The sequence below is a fragment of the Hydrocarboniclastica marina genome (assembly GCF_004851605.1).
Taxonomy (GTDB): Bacteria; Pseudomonadota; Gammaproteobacteria; order Pseudomonadales; family Oleiphilaceae; genus Hydrocarboniclastica; species Hydrocarboniclastica marina.
The window spans coordinates 81,296-99,570 of sequence record NZ_CP031093.1; the positions used below are offsets into that span (position 1 = coordinate 81,296).

The window sequence follows — 18,275 nt, forward strand, 5'->3', positions numbered from 1 at the left end:
CTTACCACAGGTAGCTGACACTCCCGAGCACGGTTCTTTCGTCACCGTAGTAGCACCAGGTGCTATCGCAGCTGGCGACATACTCACGGTCTGCGGCATTCTGGACGTTAAGCTGGGCTTGCCAGTTGCGGGTAAGCTGATAACGCGCCATCAGGTCGACAAGCGTGTGGGAAGGCACATCGTATTCGCCGTCATTACCACCAACGCTTTCACCAACATAGCGCACGCCACCGCCCAACATCACCCCGTCGAACATTCCGCCCAGACTGTAGTCTGCCCAGGCCGACGCCGCATGACGGGGTATGAGAGCGGCCCGGCTATCGCCGCTCTGGCCATCCTTCGTTACCCGGCTATCGAGGTACGTGTAGGCGGCAGTCAGCTGCAGCTGAGGCGTGACGTAGACGATGCCTTCAAGCTCGAAACCTTGCGAATCCCGCTCCGCCTGTTGCGTTTGGGTGGCCCCTTCCGTCACCAGAGGGTTGGATTCGGTCAGATCGAATACAGCGGCTGATACATAGCCGTCCAGACCTGGCGGCGTATACTTGGCGCCGAGCTCCCACTGCTCCCCCCGAACCGGGTCATAGAGAGCCCCGTCGCCATCGGTTCGCCCCATCGGGTCAAAAGATTCCGTGTAGCTCAGGTAGGGCGAAATGCCGTTATCGGCGAGGTACATCAGTCCGCCTGAGAACGAGAACTCTTCGTCGTCGGAGCGCTCAGTCGTACCCAGTGCCTGGCTGACATTGTCAGTTTCAGCGCTGTCATACCTTACGCCCGCAAGGGCGATCCAGCGGCCGTCGAAGCGGAACTGGTCCTGGATATAGAAACCGGTTTGCTGTTTGTCTATGTCACGTCCGGTCAGAAGCGACTCGGGCGGACGGGTGAAATTGCCGTAGACCGGATCGAACATATCTATCGGCTCGAAATACTCGATCGCGTTACCCAAGTATAGATCGAGCTCTTTGCCCTCAAGTTTCTGGTTCTGATAATCGAGGCCGACCAGCAACGTATTCTCAAATCTCTCGCCGAACCATTTGCCTACCAACTGGTTGTCAACGGTCCAACTTTCTATGGAACCGTCCCGGTACACCAGGCCGCGCGGGGTGACGCGGCCGCTCGCTATTGCAGGGAAGGCAAAGGCGTAGGTACTTCTGAGCTCCAGGTCCAGGTGGCTGTAGCGGAGGTTCTGGTTGACTGTCCAGGTATCGTTGAGTCGGTGCTCAAGCTCGTAACCGAGCGCGCTCTGGGTGCGCTCGTCCTTATCGTAGCTCGGCTCGCTCAGGTTGGTGCTGCGATCCACTTTGCCGAATGGTGTCTCGTCCAGGGTGCCGTAGGCGTACTTGAACGGGTTGACCGGCACCCCGTCATCTTTCTGCAGGCTAGCCAGAATCGTCAGGGTGGTGGCGTCAGTGAGGTCAACTTCCAGGCTCGGCGCCAGGTAATAGCGCTCATTGTCCGTATGGTCCAGCATGCCGTCGCGTTCTTTATAAAGCCCGATCAGCCGGTAGCGGACATCACCCTCAGCAGTAACGGGGCCTGAGGTATCCACCCCCAGCTGCCGGTGATCTCGATTACCGGCCTGGACCTCGATACGGCCCTGGGCTTCATCGGTAGGGCGCTTGCTGATGGCATTGATAACGCCGCCCGGAGGCGCTTCGCCGTAGAGGATAGAAGCGGGCCCTTTCAGGAGTTCCACCTGTTCCAGGCCGAAGGGCTCGGGCAGCCACTGGTAGTAACCCTCCCGATAGATCCGCAGGCCATCCTGATAGGTGGACTGGTCAAACCCGCGCACCTTGAACCAGTCGGTATTGTTGTCGGCACCGTAATGGCCCGAGAGAACGCCGGCCCGGTAGCGGAAAGTCTCGTCCAGGCTCTGGACATTGCGTTCCTCCAGCTCTTCCCGCTGCACTACCGAAGCCGGGCGCGGCGTTTCGGCCAGCGGGGTTTCCACCTTCAGCGCGGTGCCGGTGACGATCATCGGGCTCATCTGGACGGTGCCATCGTCGGCCTGGGTCTGGGCCAGCGCCGGGGTTACGAGCGCAAGGCTCGCCAGTCCTGCTGCGAGTTGAGCAAAAAGTCGACCGGAAGAACGAGAGAATTGCAGGGCTTGCAAGGGGGCATCCACTGAGCGCATACATCGCCTCTTGAAAACAGGTAGGCCAGGCCGGGCACGCACTGGTGAGCTGTGCCGGAGTGTTAACGCTCAGAATTCTAAATGATTGTGATTGCTGTTAACAGGACCTTAGCGCTTCAAGCTGCCTACTGCACCAGCGGCTGACCCATTCCCTGGTAGCGCCTCGCCCGACCCATCCCATTCCGTGGGCGAATCAGTGTGGGACTTCAGGATATGCTGGAGCCCACCCGTGAAACTGCGTCGTCAGTAGCCAGCTGGCGCTGGGTGCCGGTCAGCTCACGGAATTGGCCTTCGCGCATCTCAAACAATCGGTCAGCATGGCTGAAGTAGGTATCGTCGTGGCTGATGGCGAAAACCGTTTGCCCGGCCTGGCGCAGGGCGGGCAGTAGTTCGCGGTAGAAGATGCGACGGAAAACCGGATCCTGGTCCGCGGCCCACTCGTCCAGCAGCAGGATGTCGCGACTTTCGCCAATGGCCATCAGAAGCGCGAGCCGTTTCCGCTGACCCTGGGAAAGCTGGGTCGTGTTGACGCGCTGATCCACGAAGTTCAGCTTTTTTTCCATGCCCAGCTTGCCGAGCCAGGACTCCACCAGCGCGGCATCTGCCTCTGCTCCCTGCTTGCCCATGAGCGTGTCAAAGAGATAGAAGTCAGTGAAGACGCTGGCGAAAAGCGCGCGGTAGGCCTGCCACTGCTCTTCGGACACTGGCTCGCCGTCGACCAGAATCTGTCCCGAGCGAGGCCGGTACAGCCCGGTTAACAGGCGAGCCAGTGTGGTTTTGCCGCTGCCGTTACCACCGATGAGGAAGACCTGCTCACCGCGTTGCAGCCGCAGGTTGATGGGCCCCACCCGAAACCCGGGGCGGTCACCTTCGGCCGGGTACTGGTAACAGACGTCCCGCAGCTCGATCTCGTGCCAGTGGTTGGGCAGGGCCTCGTGCTCGTCAAAGCTCGTGCGATGAGGTGCCAAAGCCAGGGCGTCGAGTTTCTCGAACGCTACCTGTGCCGCAAGCAGCGTCGGGAATGCACCGACGGCCTGGATCATGGGCGTTCGCAGAAAAAGCACGGTCAGCGCAAAAGTTGCCGCGGTTGCGGTATCGGCCCAGCCCAGTCCATTGGCCAGAAAGAAACCAATGCCGATCGCCCCGAGCATCATGATATTGGCCCAGTTGTTGGCGCTGAGATGATAGGTATCGGCCCGTATGATGTGGTGCTTGTATTCGCGGGCGTCGCTTTCGTACTTCGTCTCATACAGACGGCGTGCCCGGTGGCGGTTGAGGGCGAGCTCTTTGCGCCCGGCAATAACGGCCTCGAAGTCTTTGTAGAGCCGGTCTTCGATCTCTCGCACCTGATGGAAATGGGTGTAGACCCGTTTGACCAGCCATGCGCCCACCGCCATGGTAAACCCGATCCAGACGGCGATTACCGCCAGCATCGGCGGCGACAGCGTGTAGAGGTATATCACCGAACCCAGGGTCAGAATGGTGCCCTGAACAAGCTCCGGCAAACGCACAAAGGCCACGGTCACGCTGTGCACGTCGCTGGAAATACTGGCCAGCAAGTGGGCACTGCCAATCTGTTCGATACGCTCGATGTCGGTGTCGAGAATGCGCTTGATCAGGCGGCCACGAAGCTCGTAGACAAACCAGTGCCCGAGGGCTGTCAACGACAGCTGCGCAGCCAGGGACACTGCAAGCAGCAGTACCAGCAGGCCGATGAAACCCGGCAGGGCTGCCAGGGCCTCGTTTTCGGCCGATGCCGCGACCAGGCGCTGATTGATGAATGCGATGATACCGACCCCGAGAGCGGCGCTGGCGAGGCTTAACAGCATGACGCCGGCGAATGGCCAGCGATAATTACGGTAGACGACGCGAAGAAGTTCCATGAGTTTCCCAGGCTTTGCGGTGGCGGCGCGGGCTGTTCCTGCAAGCAGTACTGGATGCGTTTGCGCAAATTGGACGTCAGGATAATCATTCGCATCCGCGAATGCTATTCATGCTGTACCGCTGTGCCTGAGCAAGTGCTAGGCTGCACGGGCAACGCCAGACACAACCGGCTAAATCTACCGCAACAGAACCGCTGCAGAGAATCAGTCATGCCAGATGGGATCGCGACTCAGAACAGCGCCAGGGCGGGACGGGGTGCCTTGTGGTCCTGGGCCTTTTACGACTGGGCCAACAGCGCGTTCTACACGATCGTACTGACGTTCGTGTTCGCCCAGTATTTCAGCCAATCCGTGGTGCAGGACAGCGTCGCCGGAACCGAAGCCTGGGGCAATATCGTCGGGGTGGCGGGTCTCTTCGTGGCCGTGCTGGCGCCAATATTGGGTGCGATCGCAGACCGCACCGGCAGCCGTAAGCCCTGGCTTATGGCTTTTACGCTGCTGTGTGTGGTCGCGAGCGCCATGCTCTGGTTCGTGATGCCGGGCTCGGGCGACCTGGCATTTGCCGCGACATGGGTGGGGCTCGGTATTCTCGGCGCCGAATTCGCGTTTATTTTTTACAACGCGATGTTAGCGGATCTGGTTAGCTCAGACCGCGTAGGGCGCTGGTCCGGTTGGGGGTGGGGGCTGGGCTATGTCGGTGGCGTGCTGGCCTTGCTGATAGCGCTTGTCGGCTTCATCGACGGCGCCTGGTTCAACCTGGATCGTGCGCAGGCCGAGCATGTTAGAGCGACCTTTGTGCTGGTTGCGGTCTGGTATCTGATTTTTGCGCTGCCGCTTTTCCTTTTCACGCCGGACCGGCCTTCGACCGGGTTAAGTCTCGCGGCAGCTACCCGGGCTGGCCTGGGCCAACTGAGGCAGTCCATGGCCCAGATCCGCGAGTACAGGGGGATCGTCCGCTTTCTGATCGCGCGCATGCTCTATACCGATGGACTGGCGACAGTGTTTACGTTTGGCGGGGTATACGCCGCCGGAACGTTCGCCATGGATCAGAGCCAGGTGTTGCAGTTCGGTATCGCTCTGAATGTTACCGCAGGCTTGGGTGCGCTGGGCTTCGCCTGGGTCGATGACCGGCTGGGGGGCCGCAATACGATCCTGCTGTCAGTGTTCGGTCTGGCAGTGAGTGCGGCAGCCATTCTTCTGGTTGAATCGGTGCAGGGCTTTTGGGCATTCGGCATGTTGCTCGGCATCTTCGTCGGCCCGGTCCAGGCGTCGAGCCGATCCTACCTTGCCCGGGTAGCGCCTGAGCACTTGCGCAACCAGATGTTTGGCCTGTTCGCGTTCTCCGGCAAGGCCACCGCGTTCGCCGGGCCCTTGCTGGTAGCCTGGGTTACCGCAGCGACCGGTAGCCAGAGGTGGGGCATGAGCACAATTCTGCTTTTCTTCTTTGTGGGCTTCATGCTGATGCTGACGGTTCCGCGGGCAGAGACCGGTTCGCTGCGAACGCCGCGTAGTTAGGCCGTAATTCAGGCTGATCGTTTGGTGCAGGCGTCGCGACAGAGCCCCTGGGTCAAGCACCTATACCGAGAACCCTGGTACCAGGATCCGCTCAAGTGCACTCCGCGCTTGTGGCGGGAGCTCAATGGCCCTGCGCTCTTCAAGGTCGAACATCACCGCCACGGCCTCCGCAGTCGCGATTGCTTCGCCAGTGCTGTAGTCGAACAGCCAGTGGCCGAGCGTATAGGTTTTATGACCCAGCGCCTTGATGCCGCTTCTCAGGCAGAGAATATCGCCAACGCGGGGCCGGGAATGGTAAACCAGGCGGTATTCGAGGGCGGCACCGCCGATGTTCTTCGCTTCCGCCAACGCGCCGCGAACATCTGTCAGCAAGTTGGGTACCGCATCGGAAATCACGGCCATGTAGCTTCGATCAGCCAGCCGATCGTCCTGGCAGCACATGTTTTGTAATACCGGCCCCAGGTAAGTCTGCCTCATGCCTTGGGATTCGGCGTTTTCGAGCGTTGGCGCGGGCCCTGGTGCGTACAGTTCAACACCCCGTGGTTTGCCTTGGTCGGGAAGGTCAATCTGCAGTGCCTCGGCCCGGTCCAGTGCACGATGGGGAAGATGCAAGCGTTCAGCCGAGCCCGGCCGTGCAAGCTCGGTTTCGACGACGAACGTCGCTGCCACCTCAGCAGTTGCCGGATTCGTGAGCTCAAGGTAAACCGTAAGCCCGTTCTGTCGCGTACCCAGTACACCCGCCTGTATCAGAAGCGGCGCGCCGGCGCGCTGCTCCCGATGGAAGCGGATATGATGCTCGCGCGCCTGAAGCCGGGCCCCTTCTGCCTGGGTAAAGTCCGGGCCGAGCCCGAGGTTCTGAGCCAGCACCGCTGTTCCGGATGCAGCCTTGTCCAGATAAAACTGGACATTGAGATGACCCATCTGGTCACACTCCCAGGCTTGTACGCTGTTTCGGTAAACCTCGACCAGCTTACTCATGATTTTTCCTTGGCAGGCGAGCGGAGGGATCCATCCCATCGTCACGCAACAGGAGGATCAGCTGAGTTTGAACTTAGGGGGTAAAGATACTGCGGAGGGGGCGGTTTTGGCAAAAGAGGAGACTTGGCCTGTGTCTGCTATTTCTACCTGAACGGACAGGACACTAGCGCTGAGGGCTCGGGTCGCCGTTGGCCAGGACGACACAGTCACGACCCCCGTGCTTGGCCTGGTAAAGCGCCGCGTCGGCCCGGTCCAGCCAGGATTCCCAGGTTTCCTGCGGCTTGAGCATGGCCGCGCCGAAGGAGGCGGTAATGGGACCGTCCGGGCCGCGAAGGTTGGTGGCCAGTTGGCGCCTGAGATTGAGCGCAATAGCGGCCAGTTTATCCTCCTGCACGCCATTCAGCAGCAGCACAAACTCTTCGCCGCCAAAACGGAACAGCTGGTCGGCCTGGCGGATGTTGGCGCTGACAAGCTGAGCACACTGAACCAGAATCTCATCACCTACGGTATGGCCATGGACATCGTTGACGCGCTTGAAATGATCCAGGTCCAGCATCACCAGCCCTTGGGGAACCCCTGTCCTTGCGTGTTCCGCTGCAGCCACCTGCAAGCTCTGGTCCATGGCCCTGCGGTTTTTGGCGCCTGTCAGGAAGTCGAAGATCGCAAGCTGCTCCAGCTGTTTGCGCTGGTTCTCATTGCGTAGGGCGAAGACATAGGCGCACGCACTGACAACCATGCCTGAAGCGATAAACGAGCCCAACTGCTCGGCTGAGTCAAATACAGTATCCTGCAGAACCAGGGTGAGGATGGCGCAGCTATTGATCAGCACGGCAACCAGGGGCCGGGTCAGAAAGAAGCTGGTAATGAGAGTGGGAAAAAGCCAGAAGATGCCATTGTCACCCTGCATCACCGCAACGACACAAGCCCCTGCGCAAGCAACAATCGCCAGGATGATGCCGCTGTAGCCGGTGCGACCGCTGACCCAGGCGTAAGTCACCGTGATCAGAATCAGCCCCAAGATGGCGACGTCTACCAGCCCTGAACGAAGATCCCCCTGAATAAAACGGTAGACCGCAAAGGGCGTGATACCGACAAAAGCGCATGCGCCGAGCATTGTCATTATCGACAGACGGAAGTCGTTGCGCAGTCGGTACAGCATAGGCGGCGTTGCCCTGTACGAGATGACCTGGGATCGGGTAGTGGCGCGGTAAAGCTGCTAGAAAGCGTAGACCCTGGATGACAGAAACGCTAAAGAAAGTTGCAGGAAGTTACATCGGTAACCATTGGAGTTTCAAAGAATGAACTTATATTCATTAACTTACCTGACCGATAAAAAATCCGTTGAATCGGGATCTCATGTGCTGGACGGGCTTAATCTCCAATCTCAGGCATCAAGCTGTTCTTCCAGAATGCAAAGCACCGACGAGACAATATCCCGGAAGTCTATCAGCGTCTGGGTTCGCTGGATGACCTCGTCGCGAGTGTCTTCGAGGCGCTCCAGTTTTGGTACCACCCGGCGCACGCCCTCGGTGATGATCTCGTAGGGAAAGTGGTGGTCCTGGCTGTTCAGTTTGTTGAGCTCGGCGACTTCTGTCGTAAAGATACTGATGATGTCGTAAAGGCCGTCCTTATGGGGAATCGTGCTGGCCTCCCAATAGGCATCGTCCAGCAGCTCAATCAGGGCAAGAAATTCGCGCAGAGCATCGGCGACAGAGGCGTTGGGCACGTTGAGAGTCTCCTCAGAAGAGTCAGGGCAAATGCCCGGTGTAAGTAAAGCCCTCGATTTTGGACTGCTTCGCAAAAACTGACGCAGAGTTCCGCCCTTTCTTGCAAAAAGCTGGGCAACCGGGTAACAATCCGTGATTACCGAAACGGAAGTTGGAGCTGCCGGGGAACCCCTGGCATACCGGACCTTACAGGTCAGCCCCGACAAGGAACCCTGTTATGGCGGCACCACATCAGCAACATCAGGCCGGTCTCACTCAAAATCTACCGCAGACTGATCCCCTCATTGACCTGGACAACGTCCGGGAGCAGCTCAACCGGCGCATCCAGCATGAAGTCGAAGATCTGCAACGCCGGATCATTGCTCTGCAGAACGCCCAGAGCCTCGGCAGCGAATGCATCATTGCTACCTATAGCCGGATGATCGAAAACAAGCGCAGGTTTCTGCTCGATCTGGACGATTAATTCCGTCTGCGACAGCATGGCTCATGGCCCGGTCGGCTGATCAGTTCCGCAACCCCTCGTTTTCGGGCACGAGCTGCCAGACGGCCTTGGCGTTACCAGGCTCTGTCGAGGTTGGGTAGACGGCCCCGCACCTTGGGGTGTCGGCCTCGCCCTCTACCGGCAGATTATCCGGATCCGTTGTGTCTTGCAGTCCCACGCGAGACGGCGTCGCACTAGTGTAGAAGTAGGCCTGTCCCGAGGCATAGTCCGCGCGCAAATGGGCGCAGCGTACTTCATCGTTGGCGCCAAAGCTGCGGGCCACCTCGCTGGTCCAGGTCCACAGATCTTCGCGTCCGGTCCAGGACTGGTTCAGTGTTGTGGCAGGCGGTACGGCTTCAACTCCGTTCGCAGGTGCAGGCGTGTCGGTGGCCAGCGGCAGGGAGAATGAGGTAATGCGCGCTTCCGGCGTAACCTGTGGCCCGTTCGCACGAAATGTCGCTGCAGGGAAAACGGTTATTTCCGAGCCGGGCGAGTTCACCGCGAGTATGACCCGAACGACGGCATTACTTATGGTCCGGCCCACCAGATCTTCGGTCGCTTCGGCCGTGGGATCGTCGCCCTCGGCTTCGGCAATATGTACCCAGGCGAGTATGTAGGACCAGACCAGCGTCTCATCCTCCCGCTCCTGAACAAACTGGATGCGATCGTTCTGATAACGCGCGGGCTCGCCGCGGTCTATGGCGCGACTGATAGCAGCGCGACCGTCTTCGAAGTTCTTCACGAGGTCGTTATAGATCACCCAGTTCATGAGGTCGACGGCATTGCGGCTGCTGTCGAACTGTACCGGGCCGGTTTCCTGTACTTCAGGCTGGAACTTCAGGAACGGTGCTACGGCATTCGCCATTTCCCGGATGATCTCGCGTGCTTCGTCGGCATCGGACGCATTAGGCTCGATAGCCTTCAAGAAGCCCGGATAGGCAGACCAGCGCAAGTCATCTATTTTGAAGTCTTCAAGCAGGAGGCTGACAGGCTGGTTCTCTCCAGGGTTGACGCCCACCTCGCCGCTGCTGTCGTTACTGCAACCCGCCAGCCCGACCAGGCTGAGCAAAACTACGAGACAAATTGCTGACCGGGGACCGCAATAGCGACCCATATAAAACCCCCTGTGTAAAAATGCTGGTGTAATCCCGCTGTGGCCGCCTCTGTGCGCGGCGAGGCCGCTCGGGAATAGCAAAACGTGCTAAAACTGCTCGAACTGCTAAAGTTGTCAGAGCGAAGCATCATCGGTATAAGATTCCCGCGCTATACTCCGCTCGCCTTGCGCGCTCCCGGGCCAGGAGAGCACGCGAACCAATGACATGGGACACCAGGTTGCGTCGAATAACAATAATGTACTTTAAAAAGGCCGAGCATGCCGGCGGGGGATCACATTTGTCGTGTCTCAGAGAAACGTTGGTGGGGTACAACGGGGTTCTGACTCAGCGCCCGGGAACAGCTGAACGGTCAACGGGCTGGTGGCTGATGCTACTGCTGTTGCTCTTTCTGCTGGCACCATCCACAGGGTATGGCGCATCCAGCTGCCATGACGAACACATCGTGGTCACGGACAAGACCGAGCACATCCCCCTGGCGTCGTGCCTCTGGTACCTGGAAGACCCCTCCCACAAGCAGACGCTCAGCGATGTGCGAAACGCCGACGATGGGCTGGATGGCTTTACCGAGCATCACCAAGGCCTGCTCAACTTTGGCTATACCGAGTCCGCTTACTGGGTGCGCTTCGACCTGCGTTATGTAGGCGAGTATGAGGAAAGGGCCTACATACTCGAGTTGGAGCTTCCACTGGCGGATGAGGCTGATCTCTACCTGATCGAGGATGGCCGTATCGTCGGCGAACGCCAGTTTCGCTACGATCAAGGCTGGGAACAGCGAGACCTGAACCTGCCCAATCCCAACTTCACGCTGGAGCTCCAACAGAACCAGACCGTTACCGCCTATCTGCGCGTGTATACCCGCAACACATTCCGCCTGCCGCTGCACCTTTGGGCGCCGGGTGCCTATGCCGAAGAAATCGCAATTTCGGAGTTTTTCCACGGGGCATTCCTGGGCGCGATGCTGGCCATCTTCGCCTATAACCTTTTCGTGACGCTTGTAGTACGCGAGAAAGGCTATCTTTTCTACATGCTTTATCTCCTCTTCGGGACCATGTTCATCCTCACCGAGCAGGTCCACGGTCAGCAGATTTTCGGCCATCAGGTGTTCTTGCTGGACAAGGGATTTTTGCACTATTGGATAATTATCGCCTGGCTCTGGGCGCTGCTGATGGCGCGCGATCTGCTCGAGACCAAGGCCAACGCGCCGGGGCTCGACCAGCTTCTGAGTCTTGCTTTGCGGGGTACGGTTGCCACGCTGGTGTTGAGTCTGTTCATCCGCTATCACGTGTCCATGCAGTGGACCGTTATCGGTTCGGTGATACTGGTACTGCTGATGCTGTTTGCCAGCTACCGTGCATTGCGTGTCGGCATCCCGTCCGCCAAAACCTATCTTGCCGCCTGGTCCATGGTACTCCTGAGCGTCGGCATTTATGCCGTTACTGTTATGGGCTACCTGCCGGTCAATACCATTACGGCACACATGCCCCAACTTGGTTTCGCCAGCCAGGTGGTTCTGCTCTCCTTCGCCATGGCCAAGCGCATCAAGGTCGTGCAGGAACAGGCATTGCGCTGGAACGAGACTGCCGTCGCCAACCTGCAACGCTACCGGTCGCTGTTCGACAATGCGATAGAAGGCATTTTCCAGATGTCCCTGGGGAGCCGTTTTATCGAAGCGAACCCGGCTCTGGCCCACATGCTGGGCTACCGGTCGGCAAGGGAACTGTTACGACACTCGCCTAACGTGCTTGAAGCCTGTTTCGCTGACCCTGCGGTACGCGCACGCGTCCGTGAGTCGCTGAGTTCAAGTGGTCAGGTAAAGGGCCTTGAGGCCGCTTATGTGGACCATCAAGGCCAGGAACGCTGGGCCAGTGTGTCCTTGCGTGCGGCCTATAGCCCTGACGGAAAGCCGACTCACCTCGAAGGCACGTTTGTTGATATCACCGAGCGCAAGGAGCGTGAAAAAGTCGAGCGTGAGCGTGAGAACGAGCGGCTAGAGAAAGAAGTTGCCCGTAATTCTGCCGCGTCGAAATCGCAGTTCCTGGCCAACATGAGCCATGAAATCCGTACGCCGCTGGCCGCCATTATCGGCTATGGCGAAACGCTGATGGAGCCCGACCTGGACGACGAGCAAAAGCGCAACAGTGCGGAAACCGTCGTGCGCAGTGGCCGGCATCTGCTCGACCTCATCAACGACATTCTTGACCACTCCAAGATCGACGCCAACAAGCTGGATGTTGAAATTCTCACGGTCAATCTGCCGGAGCTCATCGAGGAAGTTCGCGCTTTCTTCGCACCCCGGGTACGCGAAAAAAGACTCGACTTCAGGATTATCTACGACTTTCCCTTGCCTGAGCTGATCCAGACTGACCCTACCCGACTCCGGCAGATCCTTATCAACCTGTGCGCCAACGCGCTCAAGTTTACCGAGCGTGGCCATATCCACGTCCATATTCGCTGTGATCGCCCCCAGCAACAGCTGGTTGCGACCGTTGTGGACACTGGCATTGGTATGAAGCGGGAACAGTTGGAGCGGCTGTTTGACCCGTTTGCCCAGGGCAGCAGCGACATAGCCCGGCAGTACGGTGGCACGGGCCTGGGGTTGAGTATCTCCAAACGCCTGTGTGAACTCCTGGGCGGCTCGATAAGGGTCAGGAGCCAATACGGCGAAGGCAGTGAATTTGAGGCTTTTGTGGATACCGGCTCGCTTGAGGGCGTACGTTTGATCCACAGCGCCCCGGAAATGACCGGGCGGCGCCAGCGCCTCCAGAGCGTAGCCACGCCGCGGCTAAAAGGGCGCATACTTTACGCTGAAGATAACGAGGTCAATCGCAATCTGGTCAGCCTCCTGGTGCGCCGCACCGGCGCCGAGATTGTGCATGTCACGAATGGTGCGGAAGCACTTGAGCTGGGTCTCCAGGGTGGCTTCGACGTCATTCTTATGGATATCCAGATGCCGGTCATGAATGGGCGAGACGCTACCCGTGCGCTGCGGGAGGCGGGGGTCAATACACCCGTCATTGCGTTGACCGCCAATGTCATGGCCGAGGATGTGCAGGATTACCGTGACGCGGGCTGTAATGACTTTCTCGCCAAACCCATCGACAAATCGCGTTTCTACGAGACGTTGTCGCTTTACCTGAGCCCGCTCCAGGGCGAAATTCAGGTCACGCACGATGACCAGAGTGAAGCCGATCCAAAATATGACGGCGCGGTTCTCGTCGCCGACGCCAATCCGGACGCTCTGCGAGTGATCGAGGCCCAGCTACGTGGGATGGGGCTTGACGTCGTGGTGGCCGATACTGGGCCGCGGGCCGTTCAGTTAGCCATGGCGAAGACGGTGCGGATGGTCTTTTTGGGCCATGACCTGCCGGAGATGAGCGCGGTCGATGTGATGCGTCTGCTTCGTCAGACAGGCTTCCGAAGGCCCATCGTTGCATACCTTCCACAGGGCATGCACTCGGAGCCCCTGGCTGAAGCTGGTTTTGATGAGATCCTGGTGGAGCCTGTGGCTGAGAGTATCGGCGCAACACTGGCAAGACATATGCCACCTGCACCCGAGGACCAAGTCGTGCAGGAGGCGTCAGAAGACCCGGCAATGAAAGCGTTGCAGGGACAATTCGTCGCAGGCTTGCCCGCGCGCCTGGAATCCATGGCCCAGGCACGGCAGCAGGGCAACTGGGAGCAGCTTCAGATGCATGCGCATCAGCTGAAAGGCAGTGCTGGCGCAATGGGCTATCCTTTGATTACGGAACGGGCGGGTGAGCTGGAAGCTGCACTCAGGGCACAGGAACTGAACCGGGCCAATGAGTTATCGGCCATTGTGGAGCAATTGCTACGCGAGGCTTTTAGTACGAATGGCCATTAACGTCCAACAACAGACCAGGAAACACAAATGAGCGAATCTCCCCAATCGCGCAATGAAAGCCAGTTCGTCAATATGACGTACGGCACCTACTCCGATGTTCTTTTCGTGCTGTTTCCTTTTCTGGTGATTGGTCTGCAAGGGCTTTGGCGGGGGGAGCTTGCCGAAGTCCTGCTGCGCCCCGACCTGTCGATCGCAGCTGCGATTCTGGCAGGTTTGGCGATCGGTCGCTTCGTCCTGGGCTTGATCGCGAACCATGAACTGGGTCGCTACAAGGAACGAATAGTATTTTTTATTGCGGCGACACTCTTTACAGTACTGGGGCCCTCGCTGCTGCTGATACTATTGATAGTCGGGGACGACCGGGTCCCGGAGTTCGTGTCTTTCGTCCAGCCTATCCTGCTGATTATCGCAATTTCTCTCTATACCACTGCGGTAAGCATCAGCAACATTCTCTCGGGCAGCCAGTACGAGCAGCGACAGGAAGACCGCCATGCCCGGACCGAAGATGATAAACTGGCTTTGCCCCGCCGTGGCGAGGGCGCAGGTCAGAACGAGGCTGCCGAAAGCGCAGGCTCGAACTCAAGGGGATACTAATGGATGAACTGAGTGTGCTGGTGGTAGAAGACGAGCCGGTCATGCGCGAGATGTTGAAAGACATGCTCTACCGGGTCGGAGCATGCCGGGTAGTCGAAGTGGGAGACGGAGCCGGCGCGCTGGCCGCCTTCGAGCGCTGCAGTTTCAGCATTGTCATGCTCGATCTTGGGTTGCCCGACTGCAGTGGCCACGAACTCATGCAGGAACTCAAATCCCGCCACGAGCGACAGCACATTGTGCTGGTCACGGCTGATGACTCTATCGAAAGCATACAGAAAGCCATCAGTGCGGGCGCCAATGGCTATGTTGTAAAACCCTACTCAGAAGAGAAAATCCAGGACGTCGTCAACAACTACATGATGGTTCATGGCATTGACAACCACCTGACAAAGGACCGGCTCCAAGACTAGGCGTCATGGCGCTGCTGTCGGGCCTGGGTTACCCTTTTTCGAGCCCAAGCACAGCTGCCGCGACCTGCCCACGCACCTTTCTTCCTTTTTGCCCCGGTACTCCCGGGGGCGACATCCTGTCGCAAACTTCTGTTGGGCGTTCTATTGTGCCGTTCGAGCAGCGCTCTGTTACTGGTTGAGTAGACCGTCACGCGACCTGTCGTGCGATCCAGGAATTGTATCGCGTTGCCAGCGAGCGCACGTAGCGAGCCTCGTCACCTTCAAGGTTCGCCAGAACCCCACGAAAAATCCAGCCGCGTTCGTAGAGACCCAGCAGGCGCTGCTCGTCTTCCAGGTTGGCGCGCTGATTCAGCTTTTTGCAGACCGCCTCAAGAAAGGGAAGCTTTCGTGGTTGGCGTACGGGGCCGGGCGCCTGCGATGGACGGGGCGCTGTCTTGCGAGCCGGCTTTCCTGTCGGTCTGGCAGGGCGGGTGGGCTTGTTACTCATAAAATCACTCCTTGCCGTGATAGTCCGTAGAGCCAAAAAAAAACCGGGGAGGCGAACCTCCCCGGTTTCTCTGACCCGCTGGAAGGTTCGTCAGACCCTTCCAGCCATCACTGGTCGCAGGGTCAACTCAAATCTGCTTTTTTGAACAGGCCAAATAACTTCTCAAATGCTGCAACATCGAGTCTTCCAAAACGGTCAGTGAGTAATTTATAGGTTGATTCTAGCGCGGGCGAACGGGGTTTTGAAAGGGGCTCCTGAACTGATTCAGTAGCCAGGAAAAGTACTCAGTAGCCGGATAAGGGAGAGCCGAGAGCGGTCGTGGTTCGCGAGCACATTCCCGACACCCGCTTCCATGTTTCGTGAAGAATGCGGGCATCGTTGGCCGCGCGATGGGTTTCAACGCCGAGCTCTTCAATGACCATCAGGCGAACTTCAGCCCAGCTTGCGCACTGCTCGGGACTCAGCAGTGTCGACACAGACTCCAGCTGGAAAGCGGGTCTTTTCCCGGTGGGCTTGTAGAGGCGGTGGAGCCAGAAGCTGTCAAAGGTCCAAGCGTCGCAATAGACCACCGGGGGCAGCAGTGTATCAAGCCGCTCGATCACCTGGCTGATCTCGAGACCTTCCTCTGCAAGGGTCGAGGGGCAGATGCCATGAATCCGCTGGGCGCTTTCAGACCAGTCCTTCCATAATACAAACGGTCTGATGAGCCAGCTGTCGACTTGGCCCGAGCCGGTACAGATACCTACCTCGATGGGATAGCTTGCCACCAGGTCCAGGCTGGAGGCCTCAAAGTCGATAAAGGTAGGGATAGGGTCTGCTCTCATTATTATTAACTGGTGTCTCAGCGAGCGGTCGAATCTCTGTTAAGGCTAAGGGTTAAGATCGGTGGTCGGATCTTCCGAATACCTGAACCTGTACTTTGGCAGGACATCACGATAAGTCATTATTAGCAATGCTTTGTTACAGTTATAGCAGAAAACATGCGCGGGCACAGATGAGGTATCGGTAACGCCCTGGCAGGCCACCCGCTGAAGCCCCGGACTGCTATAATTGGCCCTTCGAATTTGCCAGAGAAGATCTCTTCAATGAAACACCCGGTCGTAGTGATTTATTCCGGCGGAATGGATTCGTTTACGCTTTTGCACATGGCGCGCTCCCAAGGGCGCACGGTGCATGCACTTTCATTCAATTACGGGCAACGGCACGTCCGTGAGCTGGACTACGCCAGTTGGGTCTGCACCAACTTGCAGCTGGACCATCGCGTCGTAGACATAACGTCAATTCAGGAACTCCTGCAGGGGTCGTCCCTGACGGGCGAGAGTCCGGTGCCGGAAGGGCATTACGCCGCGTCCAACATGAAGAGCACTGTGGTCCCGAACCGCAACATGATTCTGCTTTCCCTGGCTATCGGCCATGCGGTGACTACCGGGGCCAGCGAAGTATGGTACGGCGCGCACGGCGGTGATCATGCGATCTACCCGGATTGCCGGCCTCAATTTGTCGAGCGCATGGATGAAGTGGCCCAGATAGCCAATTACGAACCCGTCCGGATCGTCGCGCCCTTCCTGCATGCCGACAAGGGCCAGATATTGCGCCAGGGCCTTGCCCTGGGACTGGATTACGGCCAGACCTGGACCTGCTACAACGGCAGGGAAAAAGCCTGCGGACGATGCGGGTCCTGCGTGGAGAGACTCGAAGCTTTTGCGGCCAACGGGCTGGCTGATCCCTTGCCCTACGAGACGGACACCTGATGTACCGGGTCAAGGAGATGTTCTATACCCTGCAGGGCGAGGGCGCGCAGACCGGCCGACCCGCCGTGTTCTGCCGTTTCAGTAAGTGCAACCTCTGGAATGGCCGGGAAAAAGACCGGGCCAACTCGATCTGTAGTTTCTGCGATACGGACTTCGTCGGGACAGATGGCCAGAACGGCGGCGAGTTCGCCGATGCCATGTCCCTCGCCAAGGCTATCGCGGATCTCTGGCCCGCGTCCGGCGGCGAAGGCCGGACCCGTCACGGCAGGGTCCGACCCTACGTAGTCTGTACCGGTGGGGAGCCCCTGCTGCAACTGGACGTCCCGCTGATCGATGCGCTTCACGGACTCGGATTCGAGGTAGGCGTCGAAACCAACGGTACCCTGCCAGCTCCCGCTGGAGTCGATTGGCTCTGCGTTAGCCCCAAGGCCGCGGCGGTGCTTGCGGTGACTCGCTGCGACGAGCTGAAGCTGGTCTATCCGCAGGCGCAGGCAATGCCCGAACGCTTCAGCGGGTTTGACGCGGACTATTTCTACCTGTCGCCAATGGCTTCGCCGGACGCAACTGCCACCTCTGACCCGCTCAAATGGGAAAACACACGCAGGGCTATCGAGTACTGTCTGGAGCACCCCCAGTGGAGGCTGACCCTGCAGACCCATAAGCTCGTGGGGATCGACTGACCTTCCGGCGGCCTACAGAAGAAGATTGTCCAGGCTCTGGCCGTAGGCCGGGGCGAAGTGCTCCATGAAAAAGCGGATTTCGGGCAGCGGGTCTTCGTCCAGCCGTCTGCGGATCTCGCGCGCTGCCTGTACGAACTCCTGATTGCCGGCCCGAATTTCGGCTTCACATTTCAGGTAAGCCGAAAGCCTGTCCGCCGCCTTGACCAGTACCCTCACCTCTTCAGGCCACAGACTTTCCTGCAAGTGTGGCGCCAGGGCTTCCCGCAAGGGGCCGGGCAACAAGGCCAGAAGCTCCTCCTGGGCTTTGTCCTCAATGTCGGCAAACGCTTTGCGCATGACACTGGAGTGATACTTGACTGGCGTCGGTAAGTCACCGGTTATAACCTCCGCCGCGTCATGGTAGAGACCTGCAGTAGCGACCGCGTTGGCATCCACCTCGCCCTCGAAATAGCGGTTACGAATAAGCGCGAGGGCATGCGCCAGCGTGGCGACTTCCCAGGAATGAGTGGCCACGTTTTCTTCGATCGCGTTGCGCATCAGACCCCAGCGCCTGATCCAGCGCAAGCGGCTGAGGTATGCAAAGAAGGGACTCTGGCTAACTGTTGGCATCGAAATTTCCAGTGGCAAAGCGGTACAGCGCAGGGGAGTTTGGCTGGAGCCA

General features: G+C 58.7%; 16 protein-coding genes. 7 read left to right on the forward strand and 9 right to left on the reverse strand.

Annotation, left to right across the window (positions count from 1 at the left end; genetic code table 11):
• Window position 1: 1 nt before the first annotated feature.
• Window positions 2-2,131, reverse strand: coding sequence for a TonB-dependent siderophore receptor (locus tag soil367_RS00385; protein WP_136545838.1), 2,130 nt, complete (start codon window positions 2,129-2,131; stop codon window positions 2-4).
• Window positions 2,132-2,337: 206 nt separating this feature from the next.
• A complete protein-coding gene (locus soil367_RS00390) occupies window positions 2,338-4,014 on the reverse strand; it encodes a multidrug ABC transporter permease/ATP-binding protein (protein WP_136545840.1) in 1,677 nt (558 codons plus the stop codon).
• A gap of 210 nt (window positions 4,015-4,224) precedes the next feature.
• On the opposite strand from soil367_RS00390, the gene soil367_RS00395 reads away from it, so the two are divergent.
• Entirely contained in the window at window positions 4,225-5,529 is a 1,305-nt protein-coding gene (locus soil367_RS00395; RefSeq protein WP_136545842.1) for an MFS transporter, read from the forward strand.
• 60 nt (window positions 5,530-5,589) lie between these two features.
• On the opposite strand, the gene soil367_RS00400 is transcribed toward soil367_RS00395, so the two are convergent.
• The 3 genes from soil367_RS00400 to soil367_RS00410 all read right to left on the reverse strand — a co-directional run bounded on the left by soil367_RS00400 (window position 5,590) and on the right by soil367_RS00410 (window position 8,233).
• Window positions 5,590-6,507 carry an acyl-ACP thioesterase gene (locus soil367_RS00400; protein WP_136545843.1) on the reverse strand — a complete coding sequence of 306 codons (918 nt, stop codon included), beginning with the start codon at window positions 6,505-6,507 and terminating at the stop codon, window positions 5,590-5,592.
• Window positions 6,508-6,670: 163 nt separating this feature from the next.
• Window positions 6,671-7,666: a GGDEF domain-containing protein gene (locus soil367_RS00405; protein ID WP_136545845.1), complete on the reverse strand. Its 996-nt coding sequence runs from the start codon at window positions 7,664-7,666 to the stop codon at window positions 6,671-6,673.
• A 225-nt stretch (window positions 7,667-7,891) separates the two neighbouring features.
• Window positions 7,892-8,233: a hypothetical protein gene (locus tag soil367_RS00410; protein ID WP_136545847.1), complete on the reverse strand. Its 342-nt coding sequence runs from the start codon at window positions 8,231-8,233 to the stop codon at window positions 7,892-7,894.
• 218 nt (window positions 8,234-8,451) lie between these two features.
• Between soil367_RS00410 and soil367_RS00415 the strand changes: the two genes are divergently transcribed.
• Window positions 8,452-8,697: a hypothetical protein gene (locus soil367_RS00415; RefSeq protein ID WP_136545849.1), complete on the forward strand. Its 246-nt coding sequence runs from the start codon at window positions 8,452-8,454 to the stop codon at window positions 8,695-8,697.
• Between the two features lie 40 nt (window positions 8,698-8,737).
• Here soil367_RS00415 and soil367_RS00420 read toward each other — a convergent pair whose 3' ends face one another.
• Window positions 8,738-9,829 carry a hypothetical protein gene (locus soil367_RS00420; protein WP_136545851.1) on the reverse strand — a complete coding sequence of 364 codons (1,092 nt, stop codon included), beginning with the start codon at window positions 9,827-9,829 and terminating at the stop codon, window positions 8,738-8,740.
• A gap of 368 nt (window positions 9,830-10,197) precedes the next feature.
• On the opposite strand from soil367_RS00420, the gene soil367_RS00425 reads away from it, so the two are divergent.
• Genes soil367_RS00425 through soil367_RS00435 form a run of 3 tightly spaced genes read left to right on the forward strand, consistent with a single transcriptional unit; the run spans window position 10,198 to window position 14,696 of the window.
• Window positions 10,198-13,692 carry a 7TM diverse intracellular signaling domain-containing protein gene (locus tag soil367_RS00425; protein ID WP_172962226.1) on the forward strand — a complete coding sequence of 1,165 codons (3,495 nt, stop codon included), beginning with the start codon at window positions 10,198-10,200 and terminating at the stop codon, window positions 13,690-13,692.
• A gap of 27 nt (window positions 13,693-13,719) precedes the next feature.
• Window positions 13,720-14,286: a hypothetical protein gene (locus soil367_RS00430; RefSeq protein WP_246065436.1), complete on the forward strand. Its 567-nt coding sequence runs from the start codon at window positions 13,720-13,722 to the stop codon at window positions 14,284-14,286.
• Window positions 14,286-14,696 carry a response regulator gene (locus tag soil367_RS00435; RefSeq protein WP_136545855.1) on the forward strand — a complete coding sequence of 137 codons (411 nt, stop codon included), beginning with the start codon at window positions 14,286-14,288 and terminating at the stop codon, window positions 14,694-14,696. The genes soil367_RS00430 and soil367_RS00435 overlap by 1 nt, the downstream gene beginning before the upstream one ends.
• Window positions 14,697-14,883: 187 nt before the next feature.
• Here the strand turns inward: soil367_RS00435 and soil367_RS00440 are convergent, their stop codons facing one another.
• Both soil367_RS00440 and soil367_RS00445 read right to left on the reverse strand, forming a co-directional pair.
• A complete protein-coding gene (locus soil367_RS00440) occupies window positions 14,884-15,183 on the reverse strand; it encodes a hypothetical protein (RefSeq protein ID WP_246065437.1) in 300 nt (99 codons plus the stop codon).
• 284 nt (window positions 15,184-15,467) lie between these two features.
• On the reverse strand, window positions 15,468-16,007 hold the full coding sequence (locus soil367_RS00445; RefSeq protein ID WP_136545857.1) for a 3'-5' exonuclease: 540 nt from the start codon (window positions 16,005-16,007) through the stop codon (window positions 15,468-15,470).
• A 261-nt stretch (window positions 16,008-16,268) separates the two neighbouring features.
• Here soil367_RS00445 and queC point away from each other — a divergent pair, with 261 nt between their 5' ends.
• Both queC and queE read left to right on the forward strand, forming a co-directional pair.
• Window positions 16,269-16,934 (forward strand): 7-cyano-7-deazaguanine synthase QueC, encoded by a 666-nt coding sequence (queC, locus tag soil367_RS00450; protein ID WP_136545859.1) that lies wholly within the window; start codon window positions 16,269-16,271, stop codon window positions 16,932-16,934.
• On the forward strand, window positions 16,934-17,614 hold the full coding sequence (gene queE, locus soil367_RS00455; RefSeq protein ID WP_136545861.1) for a 7-carboxy-7-deazaguanine synthase: 681 nt from the start codon (window positions 16,934-16,936) through the stop codon (window positions 17,612-17,614). Before queC ends, queE begins: the two co-directional genes overlap by 1 nt.
• A 12-nt stretch (window positions 17,615-17,626) precedes the next feature.
• On the opposite strand, the gene yfbR is transcribed toward queE, so the two are convergent.
• Window positions 17,627-18,223, reverse strand: a complete 597-nt coding sequence (yfbR, locus tag soil367_RS00460; protein ID WP_136545863.1) for a 5'-deoxynucleotidase — start codon at window positions 18,221-18,223, stop codon at window positions 17,627-17,629.
• Window positions 18,224-18,275: the final 52 nt, after the last annotated feature.

Coding starts and splice junctions, on each gene's coding strand:
- soil367_RS00385 (WP_136545838.1), bottom strand. CDS start 2,131: ATGCGCTCAGTGGATGCCCCCTTGCAAGCCCTGCAATTCTCTCGTTCT.
- soil367_RS00390 (WP_136545840.1), bottom strand. CDS start 4,014: ATGGAACTTCTTCGCGTCGTCTACCGTAATTATCGCTGGCCATTCGCC.
- soil367_RS00395 (WP_136545842.1), top strand. CDS start 4,225: ATGCCAGATGGGATCGCGACTCAGAACAGCGCCAGGGCGGGACGGGGT.
- soil367_RS00400 (WP_136545843.1), bottom strand. CDS start 6,507: ATGAGTAAGCTGGTCGAGGTTTACCGAAACAGCGTACAAGCCTGGGAG.
- soil367_RS00405 (WP_136545845.1), bottom strand. CDS start 7,666: ATGCTGTACCGACTGCGCAACGACTTCCGTCTGTCGATAATGACAATG.
- soil367_RS00415 (WP_136545849.1), top strand. CDS start 8,452: ATGGCGGCACCACATCAGCAACATCAGGCCGGTCTCACTCAAAATCTA.
- soil367_RS00420 (WP_136545851.1), bottom strand. CDS start 9,829: ATGGGTCGCTATTGCGGTCCCCGGTCAGCAATTTGTCTCGTAGTTTTG.
- soil367_RS00425 (WP_172962226.1), top strand. CDS start 10,198: ATGCTACTGCTGTTGCTCTTTCTGCTGGCACCATCCACAGGGTATGGC.
- soil367_RS00430 (WP_246065436.1), top strand. CDS start 13,720: ATGAGCGAATCTCCCCAATCGCGCAATGAAAGCCAGTTCGTCAATATG.
- soil367_RS00435 (WP_136545855.1), top strand. CDS start 14,286: ATGGATGAACTGAGTGTGCTGGTGGTAGAAGACGAGCCGGTCATGCGC.
- soil367_RS00440 (WP_246065437.1), bottom strand. CDS start 15,183: ATGAGTAACAAGCCCACCCGCCCTGCCAGACCGACAGGAAAGCCGGCT.
- soil367_RS00445 (WP_136545857.1), bottom strand. CDS start 16,007: ATGAGAGCAGACCCTATCCCTACCTTTATCGACTTTGAGGCCTCCAGC.
- queC (WP_136545859.1), top strand. CDS start 16,269: ATGAAACACCCGGTCGTAGTGATTTATTCCGGCGGAATGGATTCGTTT.
- queE (WP_136545861.1), top strand. CDS start 16,934: ATGTACCGGGTCAAGGAGATGTTCTATACCCTGCAGGGCGAGGGCGCG.
- yfbR (WP_136545863.1), bottom strand. CDS start 18,223: ATGCCAACAGTTAGCCAGAGTCCCTTCTTTGCATACCTCAGCCGCTTG.